The organism is Stenotrophomonas rhizophila, from assembly GCF_000661955.1.
GTDB classification, from domain to species: Bacteria; Pseudomonadota; Gammaproteobacteria; order Xanthomonadales; family Xanthomonadaceae; genus Stenotrophomonas; species Stenotrophomonas rhizophila.
Window position 1 is genome coordinate 2,243,634 of sequence record NZ_CP007597.1, and the last position, 12,976, is coordinate 2,256,609.

A 12,976-nucleotide genomic window follows, 5' to 3' on the forward strand; every position below is an offset into this window, starting at 1 on the left:
TGCAAGGACGCGACCTCCCCCCTCGGTAAACCATGCCCCACTTTCGCCGTCTTTTTGGTCGTTGGCTCCGCCTGCGTCGTCTTGTCCGTTGGCGCTGGCGTGAGCGCCAGGCCTCGGTCCCGGCCATTGAAGCCACCGAGGTCCCGCTGCGGGCCGCGCTGTACAGCGTTGAACAGATGGAGGTGTACGGCCGCGCGCTTGCGCGCCAGCATCGCGTGCGGATGCGACCCGGCGCAGAGCGCCTGCTCGATCGCCTGCAAGCCAACGAACGTGTCCTGGAAGATGCCAACACGCTGCTCAGCAACGTAGTTCGCGAACAGCGGCCGGTGACCCCGGCCGGGGAATGGCTGCTCGACAACTACTACCTGATCCAGGAACAGATCCAGACCGCGCGCCGCCACCTGCCACGCGGCTACAGCCGGCAGTTGCCGTCCCTTGCCGCCGGCCCCTCGGCCGGGTTGCCGCGCGTGTATGAACTGTCGATGCAGGCCATCGCGCACGGCGATGGCCGCATTGACGGCGATACGCTGGGCCGTTTCATCGCCTCGTACCAGTCGCTCGCGCCGCTGAGCCTGGGCGAACTGTGGGCCGTTCCCATCATGCTGCGGCTGGCGCTGCTGGAGAATCTGCGGCGCATGGCGGCGCGGGTGATGCGCGACGGGACGGACCGCGGCCTGGCGGCCCAATGGGCGGACAACCTCAATCGCGCCGCCTCCGACACCCCGACCGATGTGGTCCTGGTGGTAGCCGACATGGCACGCTCCGAGCCGCCCTTGACCGGCGCGTTCATCGCCGAGCTTACCCGCTCGCTGCAAGGGCGCGGCGGCGCGTGGGCCATGCCCGTCGCCTGGTTGGAACAGTGGGCGGCCGCGGCTGGGCAGCGCATCGACGAGCTGGTCGCCGCCGAGGGGCAGCAGCAAGCGGCCGATCAGGTCTCCATCGGCAACAGCATCGGCAGCCTGCGTTTTCTGTCCACCATGGATTGGCGTACCTTTGTCGAAGATATGAGCGTGGTCGAGCAGCGGCTGCAGGAGGACCCCATGGGCGTCTATCCGCAGATGGATTTCGGCACCCGCGACGCCTATCGCCATGTCGTAGAGAAGATTGCGCGCGGTAGCCGCGTCGCCGAAGAGCGCGTTGCGACCATCGCGCTGGACCTGGCACGGGCCGCTGAGCCGCTCGATGGGCCACGTGCGCACGTAGGCTACTGGCTCGTCGGCGAAGGCGTGGACGCCACCGTGGACGCAGTGGCCGAGGCAGCACCGCGCCACCGCAAGGCCCGGCTACGCGCGCATCGCGTGCCACTTGCCCTGTACCTGCTGCCGATCGCCCTGCTGGCGGTGGTGGCCACCGCTGGCCTGCTGGCCTCGGGCAGTGGCGCGGTGCCCGTGTGGCTGGCCGCGTTGTTCGCGCTGCTGGTGTTCAGCGAGCTGGGCATCGTCCTGGTGAACTGGACCGCGACGGTACTGGTCACCCCCAGGCCGCTTCCCAAGCTCGATTTCAGCGAAGGTATCCCGGCCGCCTGCTCCACCGTGGTCGCAGTCCCCTCGATGCTGTCCAGCATCGACGGCATCGATGTGCTGACCGAAGCGCTGGAGGTCCGCTTCCTGGCCAACCGCGATCCTCAGCTGCGCTTCGTGCTGCTGACGGACTTCCTCGACGCCGCGTCCGCCGAGACGCCGACGGACGACACCCTGCTCGCGCACGCCGTGGAGCGCATCGAAGAACTGAACAGCCGCTACGCGGCCGAGCGCGGCGATCGCTTCTACCTGCTGCACCGCCCCAGGCAATGGAACCCGGGCGAAGGGGTGTGGATGGGACACGAGCGCAAGCGCGGCAAGCTGGCAGCGCTCAATGCCCTGCTCCGCCAAGGCGATGCGGCCGCGTTCATGCGCACCGTCGGTGACACGGCGGCCCTGGTCGGCGTCCGCTACGTCATCACCCTGGATTCGGACACGCAGCTTCCGCGGGATGCCGCACGCGCCTTCGTCGCCACCTTGGCACACCCGCTCAACCGCCCGCGCTTCGATCCGGCGCTGAAACGCGTGGTGGAGGGCTACGGCATCCTGCAGCCCAGCGTCGGCACCAGCCTGGGCACGCGCCGCACCTCGCGGTTTGCCCGGATGTTCGGCAGCGAGCCCGGCATCGATCCGTACTCGCGCATGGTCTCGGATGTCTACCAGGACCTGTTCGACGAAGGCTCCTTCGTGGGCAAGGGCATCTATGACGTCGAGGCCTTCGAGCATGCGCTGGAAGGCCGCCTGCCCGAGAACCGCATCCTCAGCCACGACCTGCTGGAAGGCTGCTATGCACGCGCCGGCCTGGTCAGCGATGTGCGCCTGTACGAGGACTATCCCGAGCGCTACGTCGCCGATGCAAAGCGCCGTGCGCGCTGGATCCGCGGCGACTGGCAGCTGCTGCCCTGGTTGATGCCGTGGACACCGCGCCCGGGATCGGGATGGGAACGCAACCGGCTCAGTCTGCTGTCGCGTGGCAAGTTGCTGGACAACCTGCGCCGGAGCGTGGTGCCGATTGCTGCCTTGGCCTTGCTCGTGGCGGGCTGGCTGCATGCCGAAAGCCCGGTTGCGTGGACGGCGTGGGTGCTGGCGTTGTGGTTCGCCCCGCCGCTGATCGGCATGCTGCGCGATGCGCTGAGCGTTCCGGACGACACCCCGCTGGAAGCGCACTACATCATGGTCGGGCGCGGTACGCTGCAGTCGTTGCTGCGCGCCGCCACCCAGGTCGCGTGTCTGCCCTACGAAGCGTTGCTGGCCGGTGGCGCAGTGCTGCGCACGCTCTGGCGCATGACCGTCACCCGCCGCCATCTGCTGCAATGGAACCCCTCCAGCGAAGTAGAGCGCCGCCTCGGTAGCGACCGCGGCGCGGAATGGCGGGTGATGGCGCCGGCGTCGGTGCTGGCGGTTGCGCTGGCGGCGGTCGTGGCCAGCGTGGCTCCGCACGCCCTGCCTGTCGCCCTGCCCCTGCTGTTGGCGTGGACCTTCGCGCCCGCGTTGATGGCGTGGCTGGGCCGGCCGCCGGCCGCGAGCGTGGCCGAACTGTCCGTGACCCAGCGGGCGTTCCTGGGCCGGCTGGCGCGGCGCACCTGGTCGTTCTTCCAGGCCTGGGTGCGCGAGCAGGATCATTGGCTGCCGCCGGACAATATCCAGGAGCACCCGACGCTGGTGGTGGCGCGGCGCACCTCGCCGACCAACATCGGCCTGTCCCTGCTGGCCAATCTGTCCGCGTGGGATTTCGGCTGGCTCCAGCTGGGCGCGGTCGCGGAACGTACCGCCCTCACCTTCGATACGCTGGACCAGCTGCCGCGCCACCGCGGCCACTTCCTGAACTGGTACGACACCGAAACCCTGGCGCCGCTGCAGCCGCGCTACGTCTCCACCGTGGACAGCGGCAACCTGGCCGGCCACCTGCTGACGCTGCGCCAAGGCCTGCTCGCGCTGGTGGACGCGCCGGTGCTGGCGCCGCACACGTTCGACGGCCTGGCCGATACGCTCGGCGTGCTGGAAGAGGAACGGCAACGCCATCGCCCCGCTGACGCGCCATTGGGCGATGCGCTCAACCATCTTCGCCAGCGCCTGGCATCAGCGCGTACTGACCGCCCCCGTGGGACCGCGCAGCTGCTCGCCCGGTTGCAGGAGCTCGCCGGTCTGGCCGACGCCGTGCTGGCGCAGTGGCCGGCACCGGAGTCGCCCGAGGAAGGTGCGCTGCACTGGCCGGCCCTGTTCGCTGCCGAATGCCGTGCCGCCCACGCGACACTCGCCGATCTCCCGGCCGATGCCGGCGCGGACGTCGAGGCGCCGGTGCCCAGCCTGCGCCAGCTGGCCGCCCTGCCCGGTTCCGCCGGTGCGGACGCGCGCGTGCGCATCGAGCAGCTGCAGGCGCTGGCGCACCGCGCCGGGCAGTTCTCGCTGATGGAATACGGGTTCCTGTTCTACCGTACCCGCAACCTGCTCTCGATCGGCTACAACGTCGACGACCACCGTCTCGACAACAGCTTCTACGACCTGCTCGCTTCCGAAGCGCGGCTGTGCGCCTTCGTCGCCATCGCCCAGGGGCAGTTGGCGCAGGAGAGCTGGTTCGCACTCGGCCGGATGCTCACCGAGGTCAACGGCACGCCGACGCTGTTGTCATGGAGTGGCTCGATGTTCGAGTACCTCATGCCGCAGCTGGTGATGCCCAGCTATCCGGATACGCTGCTCGACCAGACCGCGCGGCATGCGGTCGAGGCGCAGATCGTCTACGGCCGCAGCTTGAACCTGCCATGGGGCGTGTCCGAGTCCGGCTATAACGCCGTCGATGCCCGTCTGAACTACCAGTACCGTGCGTTCGGCGTGCCGGGGTTGGGTCTGAAGCGTGGCCTGGGCCAGGATCGGGTGATCGCGCCCTACGCCAGCATGATGGCGCTGATGGTGGCGCCGGAGGCGGCGTGCCAGAACCTCCAGGCACTCGAAGGTCTCGGGTTCTCCGGGCGCTTCGGTATGTACGAAGCAATCGACTACACCCCCGCCCGGGTGCCGCCGGGGCAGGATCACGTGCTGTTGCGTTCGTTCATGGCCCACCACCAAGGCATGGGCCTGCTGTCGCTGGATTACCTGTTGCGCGACCAGCCAATGCAGCGCCGTTTCGTTGCCGATACCGAGTTCCAGGCCACCCTGCTGCTGCTGCAGGAACGCATCCCGCGCATCGGCGTGTTCCATCCGCATGAGGTCGAAGCCCTGGGCGAGCACTCGGCCATGGCCGAGCACGAAACCTCCCTGCGCGTCCTGCGCGACCCGGCGGGCCCGCGCCCGGAAGTGCAGCTGCTCTCCAACGGGCGCTACCACGGCATGCTGACCCATGCCGGCGGCGGCTACAGCCGCCACGGCGATCTGTCGCTCACCCGCTGGCGCGAGGACGGCACCACCGATGCCTGGGGGTCGTTCTGCTACCTGCGTGACGTGGACAGCGGCGAGTTCTGGTCTGCCGCCTACCAGCCCACCTGCGTGGCGCTGGACCATTACGAGGCGATCTTCTCCGACGCCAAAGCGGAGTTCCGGGGTGCCCGCCGCGGCTGCGAGAGTCATCTGCAGGTCGCCATCTCGGCCGAGGACGACATCGAGCTCAGGCGCCTGCGCCTGACCAACCGCGGCCGTCGCCAGCGCACGGTGGAGATCACCACCTATGCCGAAGTGGTGCTGGCACCCGCAGCGTCCGACGATGCGCATCCGGCCTTCAGCAACCTCTTCGTGCAGAGTGAGATCCTGGCCGCCAAGCAGGCCGTGCTCTGCACGCGCCGGCCCCGTTCGCACGACGAAGTGCCACCGTGGATGTTCCATCTGGTCGCGGTGCATGACGCCGAGGTCGTGTCGATCTCCTACGAAACCGACCGTGCGCGCTTCCTGGGCCGTGGCAACACGCCGCGGACCCCGCAGGCGTTGACCACCGATATCGACCTATCCGGCACGGACGGCTCGGTGCTCGACCCGATCGTCGCCATCCGCGTGCGGGTGGTGCTGGAGCCCGAGCAGACCGTGCAGCTGGACATGGTGTTTGGCATCGGCGCCGACCGCACCGGTTGCGAGGCGATGGTCGACAAGTACCGTGATCGCCGCCTGGCAGACCGCGTCTTCGACCTGTCCTGGACACACAGCCAGGTTGTACGCCGGCAGATCAATGCCAGCCAGGCCGAAGCCTCGCTGTACGAGCGCCTGGCCAGCCACGTGCTGTATGCCAATCCGCTGCTGCGCGCGGGCGACGCCGTCCTGCAGCAGAACCAGCGGGGGCAATCCGGGCTGTGGGGCCATGCCATCTCGGGCGACTTGCCCATCGTCCTGCTCAAGGTCACCGACGCGGAGAACGTGGAACTGGTCAGGCAGCTGGTGCAGGCGCACGCGTATTGGCGCCAGAAGGGACTCAACACCGACCTGGTGATCTGGAACGACAGCAAGGCCGGCTATCGGCAGGAACTGCAGGACCAGATCCTTGGGATGGTGGCCGCCAGTTCGGAGACGGGCCTGCTGGATCGCCCCGGCGGCATTTTCGTGCGGCCGGTGCAGAACATGAGCCACGAGGACCGCGTTCTGCTGCAGGCCGTGGCACGGGTGGTGCTCAGCGACGAGGACGGCACGCTGGCCGCCCAGGTGGGGCGCCAGCCGCTGCCTGTACGACGCATTCCGGCCCTGGTGCCGCAGGCGGAGCAGCAGGAGCTGGCACTGGCGATGGACGCGACGCCCGGGCTGCCCGTCGTCGCCGACCCGGGACCCGAACCCGGACTGCCCCCGGGCGTTGAGCACGACGAAGAGGTGGACGACCCGTGGCCGTTCCTTCCGTACCGCGGCGCCGGCCGATTCGACAACGGCACCGGCAGTTTCAGCGAGGACGGCCGCGAGTACGTTGTGGTCGTGCGCGAAGGCGCCCCGACCCCGGCGCCGTGGGCCAACGTGATCGCGAACGCCCGCCTGGGTACGGTCGTCAGCGAGAGTGCACCGGGCTATACCTGGTTTGAAAACGCACACGAATTCCGCTTGACGCCCTGGCTCAACGATCCGGTGTCCGATACCGGCGGCGAAGCCTTCTACGTGCGCGATGAGGACACCGGCCGTGTCTGGTCGCCGATGCCGCTGCCATGCCGGGGCACCGGGGCGTACCGTACCCGCCACGGCTTTGGCTACACGGTCTACGAGCACATCGAAGACGGCATCGCCAGCGAGCTGTGGGTCTTCGTCGATGTCACCGCCCCACTGAAGTTCTCGGTCCTGCGGTTGCACAACCTCTCGGGCCGGCCACGGCGGCTGTCGGCCATCGGCTATGTGGAGTGGGTCATGGGTGACCTGCGCCCGAAGTCGCGCATGCACGTGGTTACCGAACGCGACCCGCAGACCGGGTCGCTGCTGGCGCGCAACAGCTACAGCACCGAGTTCGGCGGCCGGATGGCCTTCTTCGACACCGATGCCGAGGGCTGCGGCTGGACCTGTGACCGCCTGGAGTTCATCGGCCGCAACGGCGGCCTGCACGCACCGGCCGCGTTGCGTCGCGAGCGTCTGGATGCACGGGCCGGTGCGGGCATGGATCCCTGCGCGGCGATCCAGGTGCCGCTGGAGCTGGCGCCGGGCGACCGCAGTGAAACCACGTTCCGCCTTGGCGCGGGGCGCGACCGCGAGGAAACGCTGGCGTTGGCACGAAGCCGCCAGGGCAATCAGGAGGCCATCGATGCGCTGGACGCCGTGCGCATCCACTGGCGCAATGTGCTGGCCACGGTGCAGGTCCGCACGCCGGACCCGGCGTTCGACGCACTGGCCAATGGCTGGCTGGTCTACCAGACCCTGGGCTGCCGCTACCTGGCACGCAGTGGCTACTATCAGTCCGGCGGCGCGTTCGGCTTCCGCGACCAACTGCAGGACGCGCTCGCCCTTGTACACGCGCGCCCGGACCTGACCCGCGAGCACCTGCTGCTCTGCGCGGCACACCAGTTCACCGAAGGCGATGTGATGCACTGGTGGCACCCGCCGCAAGGTCGCGGCGTGCGCACCCGCTGCTCGGACGATTATCTGTGGCTGCCCCAGGGCGCATGCCGCTACCTGGAGGTCACCGGCGACGCCAGCGTGCTGGACGAAGTGGTCGGCTACATCGAGGGTCGCGCGGTGACCCCGGAAGAGGAAGGCTACTACGACATGCCTACCCTTTCGGCACAGCGCGGCACGTTGTATGCGCACTGCGTCGTCGCGCTGGAACGCGGGTGCCGGTTGCTCGGCGAACGCGGGCTTCCGTTGATGGGCAGCGGCGATTGGAACGATGGCATGAACCGCGTCGGCGACCAGCAGCGCGGTGAAAGTGTGTGGCTCGGGTTCTTCCTGCATGACACGCTTCGCCGCTTCATCGCGCTGGCCAACGCGCGTGGCGATGCCTCCCGTGCGCAATGGTGCGAAGAACAGGCCGAACGCCTGCGTCAGAACCTGGAACAGCATGCCTGGGACGGCGCGTGGTATCGCCGCGCCTGGTTCGACAACGGCGCCATGTTGGGCTCGTCACAGAATCAGGAGTGCCGCATCGATTCGATCTCCCAGAGCTGGTCGGTGCTGTCAGGCGTGGCCGCGCCTGAGCGTGCCAGCCAAGCACTGGATTCGCTGTACACGCATCTGGTGCGAAAGGACGCCAAGCTGATCCAGCTCCTCGACCCGCCCTTCGACCAGACCACGGAGGACCCCGGCTACATTCGGGGTTACGTACCGGGCGTGCGCGAGAATGGCGGCCAGTACACCCACGCGGCGGTGTGGGCGGCGATGGCATTCGCACAGCAGGGCGATGCGGTGCGTGCCTGGGAGCTGGCCGGCATGATCAATCCCCTGAACCACACGCTGGACGCCGAGGCAGTCCAGACCTACCGCGTCGAACCCTATGTGTTGGCTGCCGATGTCTACGCCGTGTCGCCGCACGTCGGGCGAGGCGGCTGGACGTGGTACACCGGGTCGGCCGGGTGGATGTATCGCCTGCTGGTGGAATCCCTGCTCGGCATCCGTCGCGACGGCGATCGTCTTTCGCTTGAACCTTGCCTGCCCGATCACTGGCCGTCGTTCGAACTGAGCTACCGCTTCGGGCGCAGCCTGTATGAGTTCGTGGTGACCCGCACCGCGGAAGGTCAGCCTACGCTGCATGTGGATGGCATCCTGCAGCCGGACCTCACCGTCCTGCTCCGCGACGACGGCCATTACTACCGTGTCGCGCTGGATCTGGGTGCCGCTCCGGGATGAACAAGCGCCCCGACATACAGGCGCAGCTTGATGGGCTGGCCGAAATGCTGGTCCACTGGTTGGCAGAGGTGCGCCACCCGGCGCAGTTCTGGCCGCAGTTTGAGGCGCTGGCTGGAGAGATTCTGGATCAATGCGCGCATACGGAGAGGGATGCGGTGCATGCGCGCATCCAAGCCATGCTCAAAGCCCATGCGCTGGCGCTCCCGCCCTGGCACGAACGTGACAACAGCGTGCCGACGGGGAGGCCGGGAGCGTGATGGCCCGTTATTCGCTGATCGCCGACACGCTACCGGCAACCACGCGCCACACACCCTCTTTCTGCATCCAGGTGCGCAGATAACGGAACCGGCCAGAGAATGGCTCTCCCATGAGCGTGCCAGACAGCGCAGCAGTTACCACGGTGACGCATGTCGTACCGTACGAACGCACTTCCACCGCATGCCAGTCCGCTTGAGACATGCGTTGCGCCCCCGAGCGATGCAGCTGCAGGTCATCCGCCTTCGTATAAATGCCGCCCCCTGGCCCGACGAACACCAGGTCGTCATCAATCAGGACCTCCAGCTCCGCCACATTGCTGTGCAGCATGGCAACGCGAAGCCGCTCTTCGTATTCTTCAATCTGCATGTGCGTCAGTTCTCCAGATAGCGCTTCAACCCCAAGTGCCGTGTAACACCGTTACCCTGCTTCAGCGCTGGATCTACTGCGCCTTAGCCAGCTTCGCATCCGCCTCTGGCGCCAGGGTGTGAATCACCTCCCCTTGTGCGTTGAGGAACTCGATGGCGCCGTAGCCTTCTTCGGTTACCGTCAGCCGCACGCGTGTCCTGTCGGCCTTGTCGTTCAACGCGATCGCAGGGGTTCCGTCTGCATCCACCAGCATGCGGATGCGCGTGGACGTCTTGACCCCGGGAACCAAGCGATTGCCGAGGGCCGGTTCGCGCAGCAGTGGCGGCGCCTGGTTGATCGAGAACGCCACCTCGCCGTCCGGTGAGACGCGCCAGCCGATGGCATCCATCGCCGGGTGATCCAGGGCCAGAACGGCCATCCCCCGGCCACATCGGCGGTGCCAAAGCCGCCGCGCTCGCTGCCCTTGTCATCGTAAAGCACCAGCCCGGCGACGTTGAACGCCCGGCGGTATTGGATACCGTCGATGATCGGGGCCGGGGTGCGGCCTGAAAGGGTCATGCGGATCACCCCGTTCTCGTCGACGATATCGATGCGTTGGGCGGTGATCCGATCATGGTCAGGCGTGGCGACCGTCGTCTCCGGACTGCGGGACTCGATGATGCGCTGCAGCGCACCCAACGAGGGTCGCGACGGCCCTGAATCCTCCGTCGCATGGGACAGGGGACTGACAACGATCGAGGCAATGAAAGCAGCGAGGGCAAGGTTCTTCATGCAGGTTCCCGTGGCGGTGAGGGGCTTCTGGCTGGGCGCGTCGACGTTGCAGCAGGACTTCAACGCCACGCCACCGACGCCCCCGGCTGCACTGATTGGACCGCGATGGCCGTTCCCCGCGCCACCCGGATCAGGGCGCCCAAAGGATCGTCCACTTCCTGGTACGCATCAACGCCCGAGATGCCGTAGTGAATTGGCACCACAGTGCGCGCGCCCAGCACGGTGGCGGCGGCGATGGCCTGCTCGGGCGTCAGGACGCCCGGCTGCCCGCTGACGGGCGTGCGCCATCCGAACCTGGCACCGTTGATCGGCAGGAACGCCACGTCGAAGGGTCCGAGCTGGCGGCCGATCTTCCACCAGTGGCCATGCCACATTGTGTCTCCCCCATGGAATATCCGGCGGCCGGCCGCCGACACCACCCAGGAGACTTGAGTGTCGCCGTATCCGTCCGAGGCGGGTACCGCCGTGGCGGTGAAGTCACCCAGCAACTGCGGCTCCCAAAGCGTTGCGGGCCGTGCCCGGGCGCCCGCAGGGACGGGAAGCGGATGGGTCCCCTCGGGGTAGATCAAGCTACCGCCGTTCCGCAGCGCCTGGGCCACCGCCCCGGCGTCGAAGTGGTCCGAGTGGACGTGCGTCAGCAATACCGTCGTGTCGCCCACCCCGCCCTCAACGGGAACCAGGACATCGGGCAGTGCCCTGCCCCACTCCGCGGCGTTGGTCAGGGGATCGATGAACAAGGTTGCGCCTGGCAGCTGCAGGCGAATGCCCGCCCACGCAAGCCGCTGAATCCGCAGGTCGTCCGACGCTGGCCGTGCGACGGCGCGGGAGACCGGCAACAGCGCGGCCGTGGCGCCAGCGGCGAGGCCGGAGAGAAAGACGCGGCGGCCCATGCGTGCGCCCTCTGGCACGTCGCCGCTCATGCGACATCCGCCGAACGGGCCAGGTAGGTGTCCAGCTCAAAGATGCGCTGGACTTCAATGGCCTCCAGATTGCGCAGATGCCACGCCGTTTCGAACGCGCTTGCCTCGACGCCGGGCGCCAGGCAGTCCCCGATCCGAAGGGTGGCCAACCGGGACGCCAGCGATTCACCCTCGCCTTGCGCGCGTATCGCCAACACGTTCTGGCGGATCCGGTCCAGGTAGTGCACTGCGTTGTCGAGCACGGCGGCGTCAAAGCGCCCCATGTGTCCGCCGACGACAGTGCCGCGCCCGAACTGCTTCACCCGACCAATGGCCGTTCGAATCTGGACCGGGTCGGCCTTTGAGAGGTAGACGATGTTGCCCACGATGTTGTCGCCGACGCAGACCAGGTCGGCGGTGGGAACATCCACGCTGATGTGATCCATCGTCTTGCCGGGATTGTGCAGCAGGCGAAGCTCATGGCGGCCCCAGCGGATACGCATCGCGCTGTCGAACACCACCTGCGGCTCGCGGTAAAACGCGTCGACGCGGTGGTTCTGTGACAGGAAGGTGTGGCGGTAATTGCGGTGCGCGATGACCATGGCATCGGGGAAGGCCGAGAGCCCCGCGATGTGGTCGCTCATGAAATGGGTGGCGACGATGACGCGCACCGTTTTCCCCAGCTCGTCGCAGATCAGCACGCGCAACGCAGCCGCGTCCGCTGCGCTTCCCAGTGCATCCACCAGCAGCGCGTTGTTGCCATCGAGGAACACGGTCGCAACGGATTGGTGGTCCTCGCCGACGCACAAGAACACGTCCGGACCCAGCGGTTTCAGATGCACGGCGGCTTCCCGTTGAATGGAGGCCGCCATGATTGACGGGTGCGCAGACGCCGACAAACGAGAAGATTTGACCTTCAGGTTACTAAAACTAAGCTGATAAGATCGGTCACCCGTGCTGGTAGGAACGCCTGATGAAGCCGCGCCACGCCCCTCCCTTGAATGCGTTGAGAGCGTTTGAGGCCGCAGCACGCTCCCTCAGCTTCCAGAAGGCCGCTACCCAGCTGTTCGTCACACCGGCGGCGGTGAGTCACCAGGTCAAACGACTCGAAGCCTACCTGGGCACCGAGCTCTTCGAGCGCGGCCACCGGGCCGTGACGCTCACCGCGCAGGGCGCCACCCTTGCGGCGTCCCTCGCCGAGATTTTCGGAATGCTCGATCTCGCACTGGACCGAGCCGCACCGGCCGAACCCGGCCATCTGCGTGTCAGCACCATGGAGTCATTCGCCGCGAAGTGGCTGGCGCCCCGGCTTCACCGGTTCCACGAGGCGCACCCGGACATCCACGTGCGGGTGCTGACCACCGATCAGCTGGTCGACGTTGGCCAGGAGCAGGTCGATGTCGCGATCCGGTACGGCCTGGGGACATACCCGGGCGTGCAGGTCGAGAAGTTGATGGACGCCCCGGTGTTTCCGGTGTGCGCCCCGGGCACGTCACGGAAGGATCGCAAGCCGATTGCATCGCCCGCCGATCTCGCCAATGTCGCGTTCATCCACGATCAAAGCGCTGAAGGACGTCCGGGCGTTCCCGATTGGGCGGCGTGGCTGCAGGCGGCTGCCCTGCAGGGCGTATCCGCTGACGCCGGCCCCGTGTTTCCCAGCATCTATCTGGCCCAGGAGGCCGCGATCCACGGGCACGGCGTTGCGTTGGGGTTGGCGCCCCTGGTAGAGGACGATCTGCACCGGGGACGCCTTGTGAGGCCCGTTGAGAACCATCTTCCCAATGCCTATGCGTTCTGGATCATCCGGCCGTCCAAGGGCCACCGCCAGGCAGCGACGGACGCGTTCTGCAGCTGGATACACGCCGAGGCCTCAACCTTCCCTGCCCTGGGTCTGGATGCCGGCGATCCCCCCTGAGACATCGGGGGCGACGGTTCCGG

7 protein-coding genes are annotated in these 12,976 nt (G+C 67.6%); 3 read left to right on the forward strand and 4 right to left on the reverse strand.

Going from position 1 to position 12,976, the window contains the following annotated elements:
- Positions 1 to 32 precede the first annotated feature (32 nt).
- Positions 33 to 8,744 carry a glycoside hydrolase family 94 protein gene (locus DX03_RS09635; protein ID WP_051598820.1) on the forward strand — a complete coding sequence of 2,904 codons (8,712 nt, stop codon included), beginning with the start codon at positions 33 to 35 and terminating at the stop codon, positions 8,742 to 8,744.
- The gene (locus DX03_RS09640) at positions 8,741 to 9,001 is read left to right on the forward strand and encodes a hypothetical protein (RefSeq protein ID WP_038688271.1); all 261 of its coding nucleotides are present in this window, start codon (positions 8,741 to 8,743) and stop codon (positions 8,999 to 9,001) included. Before DX03_RS09635 ends, DX03_RS09640 begins: the two co-directional genes overlap by 4 nt.
- Positions 9,002 to 9,008: 7 nt before the next feature.
- Here DX03_RS09640 and DX03_RS09645 read toward each other — a convergent pair whose 3' ends face one another.
- The 4 genes from DX03_RS09645 to DX03_RS09660 form a co-directional block, all read right to left on the reverse strand.
- Positions 9,009 to 9,368: a nuclear transport factor 2 family protein gene (locus tag DX03_RS09645; protein WP_038688273.1), complete on the reverse strand. Its 360-nt coding sequence runs from the start codon at positions 9,366 to 9,368 to the stop codon at positions 9,009 to 9,011.
- Between the two features lie 73 nt (positions 9,369 to 9,441).
- A complete protein-coding gene (locus tag DX03_RS21415) occupies positions 9,442 to 9,786 on the reverse strand; it encodes a hypothetical protein (protein ID WP_244880215.1) in 345 nt (114 codons plus the stop codon).
- A gap of 412 nt (positions 9,787 to 10,198) precedes the next feature.
- Entirely contained in the window at positions 10,199 to 11,059 is an 861-nt protein-coding gene (locus DX03_RS09655; RefSeq protein ID WP_038688275.1) for an MBL fold metallo-hydrolase, read from the reverse strand.
- Complete coding sequence (locus DX03_RS09660; protein ID WP_081797212.1) at positions 11,056 to 11,910, reverse strand: MBL fold metallo-hydrolase; 855 nt, start codon at positions 11,908 to 11,910, stop codon at positions 11,056 to 11,058. The genes DX03_RS09655 and DX03_RS09660 overlap by 4 nt, the downstream gene beginning before the upstream one ends.
- A gap of 101 nt (positions 11,911 to 12,011) precedes the next feature.
- On the opposite strand from DX03_RS09660, the gene gcvA reads away from it, so the two are divergent.
- The gene (gene gcvA, locus DX03_RS09665; protein ID WP_038688279.1) at positions 12,012 to 12,953 is read left to right on the forward strand and encodes a transcriptional regulator GcvA; all 942 of its coding nucleotides are present in this window, start codon (positions 12,012 to 12,014) and stop codon (positions 12,951 to 12,953) included.
- The last annotated feature ends 23 nt before the right edge of the window (positions 12,954 to 12,976 follow it).